This window comes from Streptomyces sp. NBC_00377 (assembly GCF_036075115.1).
In the GTDB taxonomy this organism is placed as follows: Bacteria; Actinomycetota; Actinomycetes; order Streptomycetales; family Streptomycetaceae; genus Streptomyces.
Genome location: NZ_CP107958.1, coordinates 1900707 through 1919264, shown reverse-complemented (window position 1 = coordinate 1919264; position 18558 = coordinate 1900707). Strand labels below are relative to the sequence as shown.

Below are 18558 nucleotides of genomic sequence, written 5' to 3'. Positions count from 1 at the left end.
GGATCTCAACGATCACTCTCCCAACGGGTCCGCCACCTGTGTCGCCTGGCTGCGAGAGATCTGGGCGAACGGCGACCTCGCCGAAGCCCTGGAACACGCCAGCCCGGTCCTGGCCGCGCAGGTAGGGACCGTGTGCACGGCCGATGAGCCGTCAACGCGCGATGTCCGGCGTGCGGCACTGTCCGTGGCCCGCTACCTGCTGCGCTCCCAGCACCGGGCGACGCCGTTCGGTCTCTTCGCCGGTGTGACCGTCGCGGAGTTCGGTCCGCGGGCGGGCGCACGCTGGGGTGTGGAGCACGTGGCCGTCGGCCATGCGGGCGCAGAGTGGTTGGCCGCCGTCGTCGAGAGGCTGGAGTCCTGCCCCGACCTCCTCGAACGGCTGCCGGTGGTCGTCAACAACACCGTGACGAGCCGCGGGGACCGGCTCATCGTGCCGTTCCAATCCGATGCCCAAGACGATCGGACTCGCCCGGTTGAGGCGTCCCTGGCTTTGACCGAGCCCGTGCGCGCGGTCCGCGCCGCGACACGGGCGCCAATCCGGTTCGGTGCACTCGCGGGCAAGCTCCAGGCCGAATTCCCCGAGGCCGGGCCGGAGAAGGTGCACCGGCTGCTGGCGGAGCTGATCCAGCGCCGTGTGCTGATCACGAGTCTGCACGCGCCGAGCACCGAGACCGACGCCCTCGGGTATCTACTCGATCAGCTCGAGGCGATCGATGCCGATACCCTCCCTCCGGTCGCAGAGATCGTGCGCGAGCTGCGGGCGATCCGGACCGGTTTGGAGGAGTGCACTTCGCCGGGCGGGCGGGATGGCGTCGCAGCGCAGATGAGGGCTTTCGTGCCGGGCCTGCGCCGCCACCCTGTCGCGCTCGACCTGCGCCTGGACGCGCAGCTCGTACTGCCGTACGTGGTCGCCCGCGAGATCGAGCGAGCCGCCTTGATCCTGACCCGAGTCAGCGCCCGCCCGTACGGCACCGCGGTGTGGGGCGCGTACCACCAGCGGTTCTACGAGCGGTATGGCATCGGCACGATGGTGCCCCTCCAGGAAGTCGTCGCGGACAGCGGCACTGGCTACCCCGACGGCTACCCAGGCACCTCGCCCGGCGCCCGTCGACCTCGGGTCTCAGCTCGGGATGACGCCCTCGTACGGCTGGCGCAGGCCGCCGCGCTCGACGGCCGCGACGAGGTGGTCCTCACCGACGAGTTGATCGACGCCCTGGACGTAGGGCCTGACGAACCCCGTGTGCCGCCACACCTGGAGGTGGGGGTGCGCGTCCATGCGGCAAGCGTCGGCGAGCTGCAGCGCAGGCGGTTCCGGCTGGAGGTCGTGAGCGTGTCTCGCGGCGTCGGCGTCTCCACAGGCCGGTTCCTCAGTGTCCTGGCCTCCGCCGCCCGTGAGGACCTGGCCGCCGAGCTGGCTGACCTTCCGACCACCGACAGCAACACCGTGCCTGCGCAGCTGTCCTTTCCACCGCTCCTGCCCGAGAGCGCCCACGTCACGCGCGCCCCGCGAGTCCTGCCCACCGTGATCAGCCTCCAGGAAATCCGGGCTCCCGCAGACGATGCCCTCACACCTGCGGACCTGGCGGTGGGCTGCGACGGCCGCCGCATGTACCTGGCTGCCCCCGAGCGTGGCCAGCGCATCGAGGCCGTCGGGATGCACGCGCTTAACCTCCGCGCGCACACTCCGCCGCTGGTGCGATTCCTCACCGAATTGTCGCGTGCTCAATGCGCGCAGGTCACCGTCTTCGACTGGGGCGCTGCGGCGGCGATGCCGTTCCTACCGCGCCTGCGGTGCGGGCGCACGGTGCTTTCCCCGGCCCGCTGGCGGTTGGAGGCAACCGAGCAGCCTGGTCGCGCACGCCCTTGGGCCGAATGGGACGCCGCCCTCACCGACTGGCGGGCTCGGCGGCGGCTACCTCGGCGGGTCTACCTCGTGGAGGACGACCGGCGTCTCTTCCTCGACCTCGACGAGGCCGGCCACCGGACGTTGCTGCGCCAGCACCTCGACCGAGCGGGCCTGGCCGTGCTCGTCGAGGCGGCGGAACCGGGGGCGTTCGGTTGGTGCGACGGTCGCGCCCACGAGGTAGTGGTGCCGCTCAAGGCGATCCGGCCGCCGACGTGGCCGGCGCTTCCCGCCCCCACCCCGGCTCGCGCCCTCTCCCCAGCCCAGATGCAGACCCCGGCCGCTTCGTCGGTGTTGCTGGCCACCTTGTATGGAGACGCTCGCCGCCAGGACACCCTGCTCTCCTGCCACTTGCCGGATCTGCTCGAACGGCTCGGTGGCCCGCCGTGGTGGTTCATCCGCTTCCGCGACCCCGAGCAGCACCTGCGTCTGCGCATCGCGCTACCCACGCCGGAGGCATTCGCCGAGACGGCTCGAACCGTGAGCGCGTGGGCCGACGAGCTGCGCGGCGCCGGTCTGCTGGCGGACTTGCGGTACCCCACCTCCTATCGGGAGATGGGCCGTTGGGGATCCGGCCCTGCCTGGGACGCGGCCGAGGAAGTGTTCCGGGCGGACTCGCGAGCCATCCTGGCCCAGCTCTCGCAGCCGCGGCGCCCACACGAGCGCACGCTGGTGGCCGCACACACCGTCTCTATCGCCTCCGCGTTCCTCGGCAGCACCCAAGCCGGGATGCGCTGGCTGATCGACCACATCCCGCCCACAGCGCCCCTGTCCGTACCGCGCCCGCAGCTCACCGATGCCGTACGTCTGGCCGACCCTGGCGACGACTGGGCGGCATTGCGCGGCGCCCCTGGAGGAGCGGCGATCATGTCGGCATGGGCCGATCGCGACGCGGCGCTCGCCGCGTACCACCGGCACCTGCCAGGTCCCCACACGCAGGGCATCGCCCTCGATGACGTCCTGACCTCGCTGCTGCATGTCCACTTCGTACGGCACATCGCGGTGAACTTCCCCGAAGAAGAGGTCTGCCTCTACCTCGCTCGCGCTGCCTCCCTGGCCTGGATCGCCCGCACCACTGGGAGGACACCATGACCGCACAGGCCGTGCTCGACCTGGCCGAAGCCGTAGCCGAGCAGCTCGCCGACCCCCACACGGCGTACCTTGGGCCAGCGGTCTCTCATCGGCAGCACCTTGCCTATGGCTTGCCCGGCATCGCACTCCTGCACATCGAACGGGCTGCGGCCGGCCTGGGGCCCTGGCAGCGCGCCCACGACTGGCTCGCCGCCGCATCCCGCGAACCACTCACCAGCGGCCCCGACAGCCACCCCTTCTACGGGGCGCCCGCCTTCGCGCACGCTCTGGCCTGCGCCGCCCATCACCTACCCGGCGCCTACCAGCGCGCACTCGACACTCTCGACCGACAAATGGCTAACGACGTGAGCCGCCGCGTCGACGTCGCACACCGGCGCATCGACGCCGGACTCCTCCCAGCGCTCGCGGAGTTCGACACCATTCGCGGCCTGAGCGGATACGGCTCCTACCTCCTGCGCCGCGACCCTGGCAGCGCCGCCCTGCGTGCCGTACTCGACTACTGCGTACGCCTCACCCAACCGATCACCCACGACGGCGAGAACTTGCCCGGTTGGTGGACGGGCACGGGGCCCTCGGGCCGCCCGGACGACCGCTTTCGAGGCGGACACGCCAACAACGGCATGGCGCACGGTATCGGCGGCGTGCTCGCGCTGCTGGCGCTCGCCGCCAGGCAGGGCACCTTCGTCGACGGCCACGAGGACGCACTGGACCGAATCCTGGTGTGGCTGGACCGATGCCGAGAGGACACCGGCCGAGGCCCGGCGTGGCCGTACTGGGTCACCCGGGACGAGCTGCGCACCGGCCGCCTCACCTCGTCCACGCCGAGGCGGCCGTCATGGTGCTACGGCACCGCAGGCCTCGCCCGCGCCCAGCAACTCGCCGCGCTCGCCCACGACGACGACGGCCGCCAGCTGGACGTCGAGAACGCGCTCGTGGCCGCCCTCACCGACCCCGTTCAGCTCAAGGCCACGACGGACAACGCCCTGTGCCACGGCTTCGCCGGCCTCGCCCACGTCGCCGCCCGCGCGGCCGACGACGCCCACCCCTCTACCGCCGGACAGCTCCGCGCCACGATCCCGGCACTCCTAGCCGCAGTCCAACCGCCGGGCACCGACCCCGCCCACGCCGCCACGACGCTCATGCAAGACGAGGAGCGCGGCCCCGGCCTCCTCGACGGCGCAGCCGGTATCGCACTGGCCCTCCTCGCGCCCAGCACCGCCGCACCGCCCCGATCCACCTGGGACGCCTGCCTGCTCATCGCCTGACCCCATCGACCGAAGGACACCCGCATGCCCCCGGACCGCTCCGACCGCTGGCAGCAACACAACATCACCTTCGCTGACCGCGAGAGCGCCCAGCGCGCCATCGTCGAACGCATCGCCCCTGTCCTCCTCGCCGCAGAAAGGGACGGGCAGCTCACCAGCTGGTGGTTCATGAACAAGCATCCCTGGCCGCTGCGGTACCGCGCCGACGAGCCTTCACCCGCCGTCGAAGCGCTGCTGAGCGACCTCGTCAAGGACGGCACGGCCGTGTCATGGCTGCCCTACATCTACGAACCCGAGACCCACGCCTTCGGCGGGGCCCAGGCCATGGACGTCGCCCATGACCTGTTTCACATGGACAGCCGCCACCTGCTCACCTACGAACCAGGCCCGGAGCAGCTGGGACGCCGGGAAACCGCCGTGCTGCTGGCAAGCGTGATGATGCGAGCGGCTGGCCTGGACTGGTTGGAGCAGGGCGACGTATGGGCAAAGGTCGCCGCCCTCCGACCGGCCACCGGCCTTTTGCCTGCTGCGCGGGCCGCCGAACTGGCGCCCGCGATGCGGAAGCTGATGACGGTCGACGCCCATAGCCTATGTCGCCCGAACGGCCCGCTCGCCGAGCACAACGAGTGGGTCGCCGCTTTCGAGTGGGCGGGTACCGCGCTCGCCGACCTTGCAGGCCGCGGCGCCCTCGCCCGTGGTCTGCGAGCCGTCATTGCCCACCACATGATCTTTCACGCCAACCGCGCCGGTCTCCTCCGGGACGACCAAAGCGCCATGGCCAACATCGCACGAGAGGTAATCATGGGAACGAGTGACAACACCGCGTCGACCGACGAGGCAACGGCCGAGACGCATAGCGTCAGGGCGGTGAACACCGACACGATCGCCGCTCCCACGGCTGCCGCCGAACGCCTCCGCAACGCCCTGGTCGACCAGCTTCGCGCGGGCGGGCACGCCCGCACGGCCGCAGTCGAGAATGCGCTGCGGACTGTGCCCCGTCACGTGTTCGTGCCGGATGCGTCGCTCGAAGACGCCTACGCCAACGCACCAGTGCACATCAAGTACGACACCGACGGCACATCGATCTCGTGCGCATCCCAGCCGGGCGTCGTCGCCCTCATGCTGGACCAGCTCGACGCCCAGCCCGGCGAGCGCATCCTCGAACTCGGCGCCGGCACCGGCTACAACGCCGCTCTCCTCGCCCACCTGGTCGGGGAGAGCGGGCACGTGACCACCCTCGATGTCGACGACGACCTCGTAGAGGGCGCTCGCGCACACCTGGCCGCAGCCGGTCTCACCAACGTCGAGGCCGTGACCCGCGACGGGGCCCTCGGCTACGCCGAAGGAGCGCCGTACGACCGGATCATCGCCACCGTAGGCGCCCACGGCGTACCCCACGCCTGGATGCAACAGCTCGCCCCCGGCGGCCGGCTCCTCGTCCCCCAACGCCTGAAGGGCACCGTCTCCCGGTCCATCGCCTACGAGCAGCGCGACGGCCGATGGGTGTCTCTCGGCAGCGAGATGAACACCTTCATGCCGCTCCGTCGGGGCATCGCCGACGACGACCGCCGCGTCATCCCGCTCAGCGCAGACGGCACCGTCCGGCTTCAGGCCCCCGCTGGGCAGAACATCGACGCCGATGCCCTCGCCGAAGTCCTGGACCAGCCGCGCACCGAGGAGTGGACCGGCATGATGGTCCGCGCCATGGAGTCGCCGGAGTGGATGGAACTGTTCGTCACCTGTTCCCTCCCTTCCGGCCTCATCCGGATGCTGTTCCCCCAGAACGCCAAGAGCACTCTGCTGACAGAAGACCCCTACCCCTCGTCGACTGCGGCCGTCGACAAGGGCGCCGTCACCTACCTGGCGCGACGCGTGTCGGAGAAGAAGACCCCCGAGGGCGACAAGCTCTGGGAGTTCGGCGTCATCGGCCACGGCCCCGGCAGCGACGAGCTCGCCACGAAGGTCGCCGACGCCATCCGCACCTGGGACCGCGCATACCGCGGCCGCGAGGCCACGTTCGAAATCCAGCCCCTCGACGCCCCCGCCATCGAGCAGCGCCCCGGACTCTTCGCTCTCGACACCCCGCTGAACCGCATCGTCGTCGACTGGCGGTGACGCCCCTTGCATAGCGGACGGTGCCCGCCGGCGTACGGCTCGCGGGCACCGTCGCCCCAGCACTTCTCACTCACGCCCGGGGAACCCATGGACCCGCACGGACCCATAGCCCAGCGCTTCCCGCTCGTCGCCCGATTCCGGCCCGCCTGTCTGCCCCTGCCCGAACGCGTGGGACGCCTCGTCGACCTCGCCCAGACAGCGGTGAAGAAGGGCGACCAAGGGCTCGCATCCGCCGTCTACAACCAGGCCGCGCTCATCGCCTCCGATCTCGGCCTACCCGGCCTAGCCCGCCAGATGTGCCACCAGCACGCCGCCGCCTACCTCGACGCGTGCCCCCTGCCCGGCATGAGCGCAATCCGAGGGCTGGAACCGGTCGTCAACCTCGCCCGCCTCCAGATCCGCGCCGGCCACGGCGACGAGGGACGTCAGCACCTACTCGACCTGTACAAGGCCGTCGAGGCAGGCACAGCTGCCCGTTTCGAGGGCGTCGCCGTACCGGCCGACCTCACTGCGACCGACGAGGACCGCCACGAGGTCCGCGCGTGGCTGTGGCGCGTGCTCCTCGCTGATGGGACCCGCACCCTCACCACCAGGGGACGTTGGGCCGAGGCCAAAGCACATATCGAAGTTCACCGCGGAGTAGGCAAGCGGATGCTCGATGGGCGCCAAGTAGCCGTACTCGCCACCCTCGTTGAGGGTGACACGACATGGGCCGCTGCTCTCCTCGCCGACACGGTGCCCGGCGATCCGTGGGAGCAAGCCGTCACGGCCTGCCTCACCGTCCTGTGCCGCCGAGATGCCGGGCGGCGGGTCGACGGCCACCTGGCGGATTTGGTGACGGCCTACTCCGAGCGGAAAGCCGAACCCGGGATGACCGTCTTCGACATCCGGCTCGGCCTTACCATCCTTGACGCGATCGGTTCCGCAGAGGCGCCCGGAGCCCACTACATTGTCGAGCAGCTGCACCGCAGGATGACGCAGGCTGAGGACGGCTACGCGGCCCGCGAGAATCTGCAGCACTCTCTGTTCACCGCGCTTGCCACGGACCGGCAAGCGCAGGACTGCCGCGCTCTGGTTCGCGCCTGTGCCCTCGGGGCAGGGTCCATCCCCGACAAGCTGCATGGAGAACTGGCATCGGCTTTGCGCGCCAGCGACAGCGTGATCCGGACGAGTCTCGCGCGGCCCTTCGACCCCGGACATACACCCTCTCTATGAAGAGAGCCTGATGGCCGCCCGCTGGCGGCTCGTTGTGCGGCTGAGGTACGCACGGACGCCGCGGACCCGGTGATCGGCGACAGGATGCTTGTTTCCGCAGAGACCGTGTCCCCCACAGGCCGTGTCACTCTGCAGCCGAGCTGGTGGTTTGGCTCGTGTCGCATTCACGCAGCTCATCGTGTCGCTTTCCCCGGGCCAGCACGTGATGAAGCCCACACTCTAGCGAGCGCGCTGCCTGGGAGTCGGGCCGACGATCAACCCAGTTCCCCGCCGTGTGATGGCCACTTGCGTATCACGAGCGATGTGGCAGTCTCCGAGGAGCAGTGGCCAGAGCGTGGCGTTCAGCAGGCGCTGGGCTCGGATGAGTTCGCGAGTGTTCCAGGAAGCGCAGCTGGCTCCCCAGCGACCGGCACCGTGAGCTCCGGCAGCCGCAGAGTCGGCTGCGACCGCGAAGACGACGTCGGCGTGCTCGGGCTCACAGCGTCATATAAGGCGAGGTCCGCGGGGTTGCAGCCGTGGTTTCAGCGCACGGTGAGGGTGCCCTTCATGTTCCGGTGGATGGTGCAGATGTAGGAGTAGCTGCCGGTTGTGGACGGAGCGGTGAAGGTGACTGTTGTGCCTCCTGTGATGTTGCCGGTGTCGAACGTCGTCTTGTCCCCGGTGGCGGTCACGGTGTGCGCGGCCGAGTCACGGTTCACGACGGTGATCTTCGCACCGGGGCGTACCTGAAGAACCGCCGAGCTGAAGGTGACGTTCTCGATCACGATGCGCGCCGTGCCGGGGCCGTCACTGGTTGCGGCGGATGAGGGGCTGGTGGCGGGGGCGGTGCCGTTGCCGCCATTTGAGCAGCCGGCCAGGGCGAGCAGGGTGAACACTCCTGCCACGGCGCGAAGCGGCACGGCCCCGGTGCGGACGGGTGGGTGACATGCGGGGCGGCCTTTCGGACGAGGGCTGTGGGGTCAGAGCGCGGCCGTAGGTCGGCCATCGCACTCAGGTTCGCCGTCCAAGTCGGCGCTCGCCATGGCGGTACGGCCGTCCGCGTCGTCTGCTTGCCTGAAAGCCGGCGTGAGGCCCGGCGCAATACGGGTGCGGGTGTGGGTGTCAGCGGGGCGCGGTGGCGGCGCGGCGGAACAGGAGAGCCGCGGCGGTGGTGAGGGCGGCCAGCCAGGCGATGCCGAGGAGCAGGGCGCCGGTTTCGTCGAAGGTGGGGGTGAGGGCTGCGTCGATGAGGACGCGGCCGGGGCCGTAGCCGGGCAGGGCGTGGGCCCAGGTTGGGGGCTGCGGGTGCAGCATCGGGCTCTGTTCGATGCCGATGTCGAGGAAGGGCACCAGGAAGGCGATGAGGACGCCGCCGACGCGGCCGAAGATCGGGCCGATCAAGACGCCGATCAGGGCGTAGGTGAGGGCGATCAGGGTGTTGGCGGCGATGTAGAGGCCCCACTGGCGGGCATCGAACACGGTTGCGGTGACGGCGAGGGAGGCGGCGGTCGCGAGCAACGCCAGCACGGTGACGACGACCAGCCGGGAGGCGAGCAGGCTGCCGGGGCGGAAGCCGGCCAGGGCCAGGCGCTGGTCGGCGGAGCGGGCGTTCAGGACGGTGAACAGTCCGGCGAGGGTGGCCAGTGAGGCGATGGCGATCGGAGCCATGGTGCCGCCGTGAACGTTGGGAAGCCAGACCTGTGGGGAGAGGGCGCGGCCGTGCTCGCGCACCGTCATGGAGGTGAACTCGTCGGGGGTGGTGGCCACTGCGAGGAGGACGAAGACCACGGGTACGGCGACGAGCAGCGCCCACAGCACGCGGTTGCGCCCCGTCTCCCGCAGGCCCATCCGCACGCCTGCCGCCACCTGGTCGACGGCCGAGCCGGGTCCGGCATGGCGGCGGGGCCGGGCGACGCGGCTGGTGGCGATGATCACCGTCCAGCCGGCGGCGGTCGCGACGACAACCCAGGCCAGGGCCCAGCCGAGATCGCCGATCCGGCCCGCGTGGTGGGAAGGCAGGTCGATCATCCACAGCGTCACGAAGTGGGTCGGCAGGATGCGGGTCACCGGACGGTCCGCCGCGCCGATCGCGGGACCGAAGAATACATCCAGGATCCACACGAACAGGACCAGCACGGTGCCGTTGACCGGGTTCGCGACCAGGACGCCGATGAGCGCACCGATCGCCAGGTAGATCACCGCGAACATAAGCGTCCCGGCCAGTACCCGCCCCGGATTGTCACCGAGTCCGGTCCGCAATTGAAGGGCCAGCAGGGCAGCGGCTGCGGCCAGCAGGGCCAGTGCCAGGCCGGTGGTCATACGGGAGGCGGCCAGACGGGAGGGGGCCAGCCCGGCCAGGACCAGGCGGCGGTCGGCCGTGCGGGCGCCGCGCATCTGGAAGTACATGGCGATCGCGGCGATGAAGGCGGCGGCCCACCCGGCGGTGGCGGTCTGCACCGCGGGACCGCCGGGGCCGCCGAGCAGCTCGGCGGCATCCGCCATCGGTCCGGCGGCCACGACCACGAACGCCACTGGGACCAGGACCAGCACGAGCAGGTTGACCGGGGTCCGGGCGGCCTCGACGAGGAACCTGCGGGTGAACGGCGCGGCGGTCACCGGGGCACCGCCCGCCCGTCCCGCAGCTGAACGACCCGGTCGAAACGCTCCTGGTCGGTCACGAAGTGACTGATGATCAGCACGGAGCGGCCCGCCTGGCGGCGCTGGCCGACCAGGTCCCAGAACTTGAGGTAGGTGTCGAAGTCGAAGCCTGCGTACGGTTCGTCCAGCAGCAGCACCTCGGGGTCGGCCAGCAGCGCCAGGCCCAGGTTCAGCTTGGACAGGGTCCCGCCGGACAGTTGGTCCGCGCGGGTGGCGGCGTAGCGTTCGAAGTCGAGCGATGCGTAGATGTCCTTGCGCGAGCGCCGCTCCGCCTCCTGGGGCAGGCGGTAGGCCCGGCCGAAGAGCTCGAAGTGCTCGTCGCAGGTGAGGCGTTCGTAGATGATCGGCTCCTGCGGGCAGTAGCCCAGCCGCCCGCTGCGGGTGACGGTGCCGGCGTCCGCGGCCAGCGCGCCGACCAGGATTTTCATCAGGGTGCTCTTGCCGGAGCCATTCTCCCCGACCAGGCCGACCACTTCGCCGGGGGCCAGGGTGAGGTCCACGCCATTCAGCACCGGTGTCCGGCGCGAGGCCGGCCACAGGCCGCGCCGGTAGGTCTTCTCGACCCCGTTTGCCTCCAGGACGGCGCGGTCGGTGGTCGGCCGGGCGGGTTCGATCACGCTGGTGTGCGGTGCATCGGTTGGCTTGGGGCCGCTGTTCGGTGTTTCCCGCCGGTCCTGGCCGCTCACGGCCTGCTCCCGGTCGGGGATGCCGTCCGTGCGTGCGGCGGCAGGTCGCGGAGGGTGTCGGCGTAGGCGTAGACCAGGGCGGCGGTGATGGTGGTGGCGCCCCACAGACCCCAGGCTGCCGCGGACGCGTCAGCGGCAAGGAGTGCGGGAAGGGGAAGCAGGCCGGCCGCGAGGAGGACGGGGGCGGTGCGGTGGATGAAGCGGACCAGGTTCGCGGCGTCGCGCCTGTGGCGCCGGGTGAGATGCACCGCGCACGCGGCGGTGGCCAGGTCCCCGAGGACGATCAGAGTCCAGACGAGGGCTTCCATGCCAGGTCACCTCCGCGTGGCTCGTGAGTCGGGTCCGCTCGCGGACCCGGGGGTGCTGGGGGTGCCGTGCTTCGTGGCGGGCGGCGTCCTGTGGGGCCGCCTGGGCCAGAAGGCGGGGGTGCTGGCGGAGTAGGCGGTCCACTGCTCGCCGAACCGGTCTGCGACCTCGCGTTCCTCGCTGCGGGCGAGGCGGGCGTACACGTACACCAGGACCGGGAACATGATCAGGGTGGGGATGGTGGGCCACTGCAGCAGGAACCCGATCATGATGAGGAGGAAGCCGTCGTACTGCGGGTGGCGCACCCAGGCGTAGGGGCCGGTGGTGGCGAGGTGGTCGTGCTGTGCGGCCTCGTGCAGCACCTTCCAGGCGGCGGCGATCAGCCAGAAGCCGACGCCGATGGCGACGTAGCTGGCGAGGTGGAAGGGGCTCAGGTGCGGATCCCCTGTCCAGCCGGTCAGGTCGTTCCACAGGTGGCCGCCGGCGTGGGTGTCCTTGAGCAGCGGGAACTGGCTGCCGAGCCAGCTGCCCAGCAGGTAGATGGTCAGCGGGGTGCCGTACATCTCGGTGAACAGCGCCACCAGGAAGGCGCTGTAGGCGCCCATCGCCCGCCAGTCCCGCTTGCTTTTCGGGTGGAAGAAGCTCGCGGCGAAGACGATGAACAGCAGGGTGTTGAGCACCACCAGCGGCCACAGGCCGTATGCGGCATCCGCCATCACGTCCTCCTCGGTCAGGCTGTGCGATTGGTGACTGGTCTGCGTCGGCCGCGGGCGAGGCCGCTCATCCGGTGCTGGTAGGTGGACGCGTCGATCCGGCCGTGCAGGCGCAGGCCGACGCACCATCGCTCAGCGTCTTCCAGAGCGGCGCGCCGACCCCGAAGGCGTGCCAGGGGAGGGCAGCGGCTCTCGTGCGGCGTGATCCGGCGCACAATGTCGTACGAGAGGGTGGCCATAATCAGCGTGCCGATCAGTGTGGCTGTCACGGCGACCATCGCGGGCTCCGAGCCGTCAGTGGCCGCCGCTGCTGCCACCCATGCCGCGCATCATCACGGCCATCATCCCCGTGCAGGCGATCGCGACGAAGATGAAGCCAATGCCGACGACTCCGGTAGCCACGAGGACGACGGCGATGGCGATCATCGGGATGCAGCAGGCAATCATCATCCAGCCGTGGCCGCCGGGGCGGCCGCCTTGCTGGGGAGCTGGGGACTTGGACAGGTCCGGTGGGTGGTGGCGCGGGTCGTGGTCGCTCATCGCGGGCTCCGTAGGGACTTGGGCACGTGGCCGAGTTTTGCGTACAGCGGGCAGTGGCCGAGCGCGCCGGTGACCAGGAGGTCGAGTCCGGCGGCGATGAGCAGCACCTCCAGGATGACGGCGAGGGCGGATCCCGCGCTGGTGAGCAGGACGAGGCCGACGATGATCCCGGCGAGGCCGAGGGCGATGCGGCCGATGCGCTCGGCGGGGGTGATGTTGATGGTGCGCCAGCGGGGCGTGTGCACCGCTGTAGGTCGGATCGTCATGGCGATTCCTTCTCGTCGAGAGCGATCACGCCGTTTAATTCGTCTGGTCCCGCGTTGAGGCTGGGGCGTTATCCAGGTTTCGTGGAGGGCGGAGAGGCTCGCAGTGCCGCCAGGCGTCGCTGGTACTCCTCCTCGTTGATCTCGCCGCGGACGAACCGCTCGGCGAGCAACTGCTCGGGCGAGGGACCGGCCGGGCTGTGCGTGTGCTCGTGGGGCGGCCCAGTGCCCGGAAGAGCAGGACGGCGGCGGTGATGATCAACGCCCAGAACAGGATCATGCTGGCCGACATCGCTAGCCAGCCCCACCCGTTGACGTTGTGGTGGTCGTACCAGAACATCATCGCCATCACGTCCCCAGGTCACCCGGCCGGCGGGCGCAGGGCCCGCGCTGTCCGGCTTCGTTCTTGTGTTGCTTCCAGGGTCCTCCCGTTCTGGCCTGAGGGCACAGGGTCCACTGGTCCCGGGCGGTGGGGCCGGTCAGCCCCTACCTGGTTGGGGTAGCCGCGAGCGAGGCTGGAGGGAGTGAACACGCAGGGAGGCCGATCTGCCATGGATGTTGCCGATGTCGTCGTGATGGTCTCCGCGGCCGTGCTGATCGCCGGTCTGGGCTGGTTCTTCTTCGGCCCGCGCAGGGCCCGCACCGCGCTGATCGAGGGCGGGATGCAGCGGATCGAGGTGACCGTGCGGGGTGGCTACAGCCCCGACGTCATCAAGGTCCGCCAGGGAGTGCCGGTGGAGCTGGTCTTCGACCGGCAGGAGAGCGGGGAGTGCACCTCCCGAGTCGTCTTCCCCGACCTGCGGGTCAGCGCCGGGCTCCCGGCGTACGCGCGCACCACCGTGCACCTCAGCCCGGATCAGGCCGGTTCGTTCGGCTTCGCGTGCGGGATGAACATGATCCACGGCACGCTGCTGGTCGAACCGGCCAGTGGCACGGATGCCGCCTCGGACGGTGGAGGTCGGACAGCGGCTGCCACCACTACCGCGGATGGGCCGACGAGCAGTTTGCCGGGCGGCGAGGCCGCGGCAGCCGAGGCGGAGGCCGCGGAGTCCGCCGAGCGGCTCGCGGAGATCGCCGACCTGACCCGGCGGGTCGCCCTCGGCGCGGTGCTGACCGCCCCGGTGCTCTTCGCCGTCATGGCGCACGAACTCTTCGGCGCCGACTGGGTGCCTGGCTGGCTGCTGAACCACTGGCTGCAGCTGGCTCTGATCACGCCGGTGATGCTCTACACCGGCTGGCCGATCCACTTGACCGGCTGGCTCACCTTGCGCCACCGCGGCGCGGACATGAACTCCCTCATCACGCTGGGCACCACGGCCGCGTACGGCTACAGCCTGGTCGTCACGCTCGCCCCCACCCTGCTGCCCGAGAACGTGCGCGAGGTGTACTTCGAAGCGGTCGGGGTGATCCTCACCCTGATCCTGCTCGGCAGGTTGCTGGAGGCGCGTGCCAAGGCCGGCACCGGTGAGGCCATCCGCGCACTGCTCGGGCTGCAGGCCCGCACCGCCCGCGTGATCCGCGACGGCACCGAGACCGAGATCCCGGTGGAGGCCGTGGCGGTCGGCGATGAGGTGCTGATCCGGCCCGGGGAGAAGGTGCCGGTCGACGCGGAGGTGTTGTCGGGTTCCTCGGCGGTGGACGAGTCGATGGTGACCGGCGAGCCGATGCCGGTCACCAAACGCGCCGGGGACACGGTGATCGGGGCCACGGTCAACGGCACCGGATCCCTGCGGGTGCGCGCGAGCAAGGTCGGCGCCGACACCATGCTCGCGCAGATCGTCCGTCTGGTGCAGCAGGCCCAGGCGTCCAAGGCGCCCATCCAGCGACTCGCCGACGCGGTCTCCGCCTACTTCGTGCCCGCCGTCATCGCCATCGCCATCGCCACGTTCGCGCTCTGGTACACGGTGGGACCGGCACCGGCGCTCACCCTCGCGCTGGTCTCCGCGGTCGCCGTTCTGATCATCGCCTGCCCGTGCGCCCTGGGCCTGGCGACCCCGCTGTCGGTCATGGTCGGCACCGGCAAGGGCGCCCAGGCAGGCATCCTCATCCGTTCCGCCGAGGCGCTGGAGACCGCCCACAAGCTGGATACCGTGGTGCTGGACAAGACGGGCACCGTCACCGCTGGGAAGCCCGTGCTCACCGACGTGCACACGGCCGAAGGCTTCCAGGAGAACGAACTGCTGGCCCTGGTCGCCGCGGCCGAGGCGGACAGCGAGCACCCGCTCGCGGCGGCGATCGTCGCCGGGGCCCGGGAACGCGGCCTCACCCCACGTGCGGCGGGCGGCTTCGACTCGGTCACCGGCAAGGGAGTACAGGCCACCGTCGACGGCCGTGCCGTCCTGGTCGGCACCGCCAGGCTGCTCTCCGACGCTGGCATCGACACCACCGCGCTGGCCCCGGTCGCGGCCGAGCTGTCCTCCCAGGGCAAGACCTCCATACTCGCGGCCGTCGACGGCCGCGCGGCCGGAGTGCTCGCCGTCGCCGACACCGTCAAGGACGACTCCACCCAGGCCATCGCAGCCCTGCGAAGGCTCGGCATCGACGTAGTCATCCTCACCGGCGACAACGCCCGTACCGCGGCCGCGATCGCCGCCCAGGTCGGCGTGGACCGTGTCCTGGCCGAGGTGCTCCCCGAGCACAAGGCGGACGAGATCCGCCGCCTGCAGAGCGAGGGTCGCACGGTGGGCATGGTCGGCGACGGCATCAACGACGCCCCGGCCCTCGCAGCCGCCGATGTCGGGCTGGCGATCGGCACCGGCACCGACGTGGCGATCGAGGCCGCCGACATCACCCTCATCTCCGGCTCCCTGACCGGAGTCGTCACCGCGATCCGGCTCTCCCGCGCCACCATGCGCAACATCCGGCAGAACCTGTTCTTCGCCCTCGTCTACAACGCCGTCGGCGTCCCCCTCGCCGCAGGAGCCCTGTACCCGGTGTGGGGCATCCGCCTCAGCCCGATCATCGCCGCCGCCGCCATGGCCCTGTCCTCCCTGTCGGTGGTCACCAACGCCTCCCGCCTGCGGCGCTGGCACACCAGCCCGCTGCCGCCCGCCGCAGCGGCAGCGGTCGAACCGGCGGCCGAGCCGCGGACGGAGACACCGGCCGAACACACGCCCCAGCCCGCCACGACACCGGAGGGCGAAGTGAGCGACAAGCGCCCCAGCCACGACCATCAGCACGAGTCCGCCACCGCTGTCACAGATCCGGTGTGCGGCATGCAGGTCAACCCGGAGACCGCAGCGGAGCGTCACGTGATGGACGGAGAGTGGTACTACTTCTGCTCCGCCGGATGCGCTGCCACCTTCTGCGCCGACCCGGACCGCTACCGGGCATCTGCTGCGCACGGCACGCCACGAGGAGATGAGATCAGGTGACCACCATCTCCGGCCCCGCAGGTACTCCGGGCCCGGCACCGGGCGTGACCCCGCACGGCTACGCCGACCGCAAGTCCGACCATCTCGCCCGGCTGCACAAGATCGAGGGCCAGGTGCGCGGGGTGACCCGCATGGTCGACGACGACCGGTACTGCATCGACGTCCTCACCCAGATCAGCGCCGTCACCCGAGCCCTGCAGGAAGTCGCACTCGGCCTACTCAACGACCACGTGCGGCACTGCGTGACCGACGCCGCCCGCTCGGACCCGGCGGCGGGCGAGGCCAAGCTCGGCGAACTCGCCCTCGCCCTGCGCCGCACACTGCGCCTGTGACCGCCTCCGCGGCCCAAAGGCCGGATAAACCCCACGGGGGTATATTGGGCGCGCGGCGAGCTCCCACCCACGGGGCTCGAAAAGCAGAAGCTCGGGTGGAGGCGATGGCGACACAGTCAGCTCGCGCGGGCGCCGTGCGCTGGGCGCGCGGCGTCGTCATCGCCCTGTGCGCCGCCCTGGCCGTGCTGGTCCACCATGAGACCGCCGCGATCGCTGTCACCTCCGCGCCCTCCGCCCCGCATGCCGGGCACGTCATGCCGGGCATGGCGTCCTCGCCCGCCGACGCGATGCCGATGAGTTCTTCCGTCGGCCACACGGACGTGCCCGGCGCGAGTGCGTTCGCGCACAGTTCTCCCCACAGCGCCTGCTCCACCGCGGGCATGCAGCACTGCACTACTGCGAGCGTCGAGGTGATCAAGCTCGCTGAGCCGCCGCAGGGGCTTGCCTGGCAGTCGGCAAACCCATACCAGGCCCGATCCGGCCCGGTGCCCGCCGGGACGATCGGCCGCGCGCCACCTGACCTGTCGGTCCTCTCCCAGCTGCGCATCTAGGCCGCGCCCACGGCACCCGTGTGCCGTCTTGCGTCCGCGACCCCGCATGCAGCTCGAACAAGAGGACTCACATCGTGAACAGCACCAACCGCCGTTCCGTCCTGCTCGCCGGACTCGGCGCCGCCGGCGCGGGCGCGCTCGCCGCCTGCAGCACGTCCGGCAGCACTCCCGCCCTGGTCAGCCCGTCCGGCTCCCAAGTCACCCGCGCCGAGAAGAAGCGGGTCGGCACCGGAAGGGAGCAGAAGATCACCCTGACCGAGGCGCCCGCCATGCTCGACCTGGGCGGCGGCGTCCGGGCCAAGACCTGGGCCTTCGACGGGCAGACCCCCGGCAAGGAGATCCGGCTCTCCGCCGGAGACATCCTGGCCGCTGAGCTGTCCAACCAGTTGCCGGGCAAGATCACCACCTCGATCCACTGGCACGGAATCGCCCTGCGCAACCACATGGACGGTGTGCCCCCGGCCACTCAGACCGCCGTCCGGGCCGGCGCCAACTTCACCTACCGGTTCATCGCGGACGCCCCGGGCACGTACTGTCAAGCTCACCCAGATGCCAGAGGTGTGCGAGGAAGACGACATCGTTCGCCTGCGGGACGTCGGGTTCACCGACGCGGACATCCTGCACATCGTGGAAGTCACGGCGATCTTCAACTACAACGTGCGCCTGGCCACCGCCACCGGATTGCTCCCCAACGCCGGGTACCACGAGCTCGGCCAGACCGCAGCGACGGAAGGCTGACCTCGGGGCGGTGCAGGTCAGGCGCTGGGAGTGGATGGCCATCGAGCCTTCTCGACGTGCCGGTACGCCAGGATGCCGCCCGCATGTGCGCCCGCTGGAGGCGCTTTGATGGCGCTGTGCGAGTGGGACACCCCAGGCATTCGAATGATTCACGCGAATTTGTCCAGGTTACTGGTGTATTGCGAGAAATGCGGTCATCGGCACTATGCCACCGACCGATCGGAGTGTTCATGAACCCCCGAATACCCGGGAGCCGTGTGTGCGGCCACGCTGATGGCTGCGGTTGGCCGGTCGCTCACGACACCGACCCCGCGGCGCGAGGCCGCAGGGGTCGGCCTCTCGGAGCCGGGCGCTGCCAGGTGATGGGCCCCAGGGATTCATAGGCTGGGGGCTCCCCACAGCGGGAACCAGCGGGTCAGGTCCTCCTCGACGCGCAGGTTGTCCTTGACCGTGGCCTTGATTGTGGGGCCGAAGCCGCTGTCCTGCAGGGCGGTGTTCACCGCGTGCAGGTCGCTCACGAGGGCGGGCAGGTCGTCGGGGTCGCGACGGGAGAGCAGCCATGAGTAGCCGTAGCTGTCACGGCTGAACTCCACCGGCACGCCGGCCCGTTCGGAGTCCGCATCCAGCAGGGCCCGGACGTCTTGCTGGACTTGGGTGAAGGCCCCGCCCTCGATGGCGGCGAAGCACACCGAGCCCGCTCCGGTCGGGGTGAAGCCGCTCGCGGCCTGGAGGGTGATCGCGGCCGAGGGCAGGCCGAAGAGCTGGTCCAGGTCGGGCTTGACCGGCCTGGTCCGGCCGAACAGGACGTCCAGGAAACCCACGGGGCCG

Annotated in this window: 18 protein-coding genes and 1 pseudogene; 9 read left to right on the top strand and 10 right to left on the bottom strand. The window is 70.6% G+C overall.

The window, feature by feature from the left end:
- The first annotated feature begins 58 nt into the window (after nucleotides 1–58).
- The 4 genes from OHS71_RS08465 to OHS71_RS08450 all read left to right on the top strand — a co-directional run bounded on the left by OHS71_RS08465 (nucleotide 59) and on the right by OHS71_RS08450 (nucleotide 7590).
- Entirely contained in the window at nucleotides 59–2995 is a 2937-nt protein-coding gene (locus OHS71_RS08465; protein WP_328484442.1) for a lantibiotic dehydratase, read from the top strand.
- On the top strand, nucleotides 2992–4260 hold the full coding sequence (locus OHS71_RS08460; RefSeq protein WP_328478423.1) for a lanthionine synthetase C family protein: 1269 nt from the start codon (nucleotides 2992–2994) through the stop codon (nucleotides 4258–4260). Before OHS71_RS08465 ends, OHS71_RS08460 begins: the two co-directional genes overlap by 4 nt.
- Nucleotides 4261–4284: 24 nt before the next feature.
- A complete protein-coding gene (fxlM, locus tag OHS71_RS08455; protein ID WP_328478421.1) occupies nucleotides 4285–6375 on the top strand; it encodes a methyltransferase, FxLD system in 2091 nt (696 codons plus the stop codon).
- A gap of 87 nt (nucleotides 6376–6462) precedes the next feature.
- Nucleotides 6463–7590 carry a hypothetical protein gene (locus tag OHS71_RS08450; protein WP_328478419.1) on the top strand — a complete coding sequence of 376 codons (1128 nt, stop codon included), beginning with the start codon at nucleotides 6463–6465 and terminating at the stop codon, nucleotides 7588–7590.
- Nucleotides 7591–8111: 521 nt separating this feature from the next.
- Here OHS71_RS08450 and OHS71_RS08445 read toward each other — a convergent pair.
- From OHS71_RS08445 to OHS71_RS08405, 9 genes are all read right to left on the bottom strand, one after another.
- Complete coding sequence (locus OHS71_RS08445; protein ID WP_328478417.1) at nucleotides 8112–8474, bottom strand: cupredoxin domain-containing protein; 363 nt, start codon at nucleotides 8472–8474, stop codon at nucleotides 8112–8114.
- Between the two features lie 217 nt (nucleotides 8475–8691).
- Nucleotides 8692–10185 carry an ABC transporter permease gene (locus tag OHS71_RS08440; protein ID WP_328478415.1) on the bottom strand — a complete coding sequence of 498 codons (1494 nt, stop codon included), beginning with the start codon at nucleotides 10183–10185 and terminating at the stop codon, nucleotides 8692–8694.
- The gene (locus tag OHS71_RS08435) at nucleotides 10182–10844 is read right to left on the bottom strand and encodes an ABC transporter ATP-binding protein (protein WP_328478413.1); all 663 of its coding nucleotides are present in this window, start codon (nucleotides 10842–10844) and stop codon (nucleotides 10182–10184) included. The genes OHS71_RS08440 and OHS71_RS08435 overlap by 4 nt, the downstream gene beginning before the upstream one ends.
- Before the next feature lie 65 nt (nucleotides 10845–10909).
- Nucleotides 10910–11221 carry a hypothetical protein gene (locus OHS71_RS08430; RefSeq protein ID WP_328478411.1) on the bottom strand — a complete coding sequence of 104 codons (312 nt, stop codon included), beginning with the start codon at nucleotides 11219–11221 and terminating at the stop codon, nucleotides 10910–10912.
- A 6-nt stretch (nucleotides 11222–11227) separates the two neighbouring features.
- Nucleotides 11228–11935, bottom strand: coding sequence for a methyltransferase family protein (locus OHS71_RS08425; protein WP_328478409.1), 708 nt, complete (start codon nucleotides 11933–11935; stop codon nucleotides 11228–11230).
- Nucleotides 11936–11949: 14 nt separating this feature from the next.
- Complete coding sequence (locus OHS71_RS08420) at nucleotides 11950–12210, bottom strand: hypothetical protein (RefSeq protein WP_328478407.1); 261 nt, start codon at nucleotides 12208–12210, stop codon at nucleotides 11950–11952.
- 16 nt (nucleotides 12211–12226) lie between these two features.
- Complete coding sequence (locus tag OHS71_RS08415; protein ID WP_328478405.1) at nucleotides 12227–12472, bottom strand: hypothetical protein; 246 nt, start codon at nucleotides 12470–12472, stop codon at nucleotides 12227–12229.
- Nucleotides 12469–12738 (bottom strand): YgaP family membrane protein, encoded by a 270-nt coding sequence (locus tag OHS71_RS08410; protein ID WP_328478403.1) that lies wholly within the window; start codon nucleotides 12736–12738, stop codon nucleotides 12469–12471. Before OHS71_RS08410 ends, OHS71_RS08415 begins: the two co-directional genes overlap by 4 nt.
- A gap of 68 nt (nucleotides 12739–12806) precedes the next feature.
- Nucleotides 12807–13043 (bottom strand): SHOCT domain-containing protein, encoded by a 237-nt coding sequence (locus OHS71_RS08405; protein ID WP_328478401.1) that lies wholly within the window; start codon nucleotides 13041–13043, stop codon nucleotides 12807–12809.
- A gap of 243 nt (nucleotides 13044–13286) precedes the next feature.
- Here OHS71_RS08405 and OHS71_RS08400 point away from each other — a divergent pair, with 243 nt between their 5' ends.
- From OHS71_RS08400 to OHS71_RS08380, 5 genes and pseudogenes are all read left to right on the top strand, one after another.
- The gene (locus OHS71_RS08400; protein ID WP_328478399.1) at nucleotides 13287–16109 is read left to right on the top strand and encodes a heavy metal translocating P-type ATPase; all 2823 of its coding nucleotides are present in this window, start codon (nucleotides 13287–13289) and stop codon (nucleotides 16107–16109) included.
- The gene (locus tag OHS71_RS08395) at nucleotides 16106–16441 is read left to right on the top strand and encodes a metal-sensitive transcriptional regulator (protein ID WP_328478397.1); all 336 of its coding nucleotides are present in this window, start codon (nucleotides 16106–16108) and stop codon (nucleotides 16439–16441) included. The genes OHS71_RS08400 and OHS71_RS08395 overlap by 4 nt, the downstream gene beginning before the upstream one ends.
- Nucleotides 16442–16545: 104 nt before the next feature.
- Nucleotides 16546–16992 carry a hypothetical protein gene (locus tag OHS71_RS08390; RefSeq protein WP_328478395.1) on the top strand — a complete coding sequence of 149 codons (447 nt, stop codon included), beginning with the start codon at nucleotides 16546–16548 and terminating at the stop codon, nucleotides 16990–16992.
- Nucleotides 16993–17066: 74 nt separating this feature from the next.
- Nucleotides 17067–17525, top strand: a pseudogene (locus tag OHS71_RS08385) (multicopper oxidase domain-containing protein); the annotation flags it as partial.
- Nucleotides 17526–17541: 16 nt separating this feature from the next.
- Entirely contained in the window at nucleotides 17542–17730 is a 189-nt protein-coding gene (locus OHS71_RS08380; protein ID WP_328484817.1) for a hypothetical protein, read from the top strand.
- 377 nt (nucleotides 17731–18107) lie between these two features.
- Here the strand turns inward: OHS71_RS08380 and pspAB are convergent, their stop codons facing one another.
- The gene (gene pspAB, locus OHS71_RS08375) at nucleotides 18108–18551 is read right to left on the bottom strand and encodes a PspA-associated protein PspAB (RefSeq protein WP_328478393.1); all 444 of its coding nucleotides are present in this window, start codon (nucleotides 18549–18551) and stop codon (nucleotides 18108–18110) included.
- Nucleotides 18552–18558: the final 7 nt, after the last annotated feature.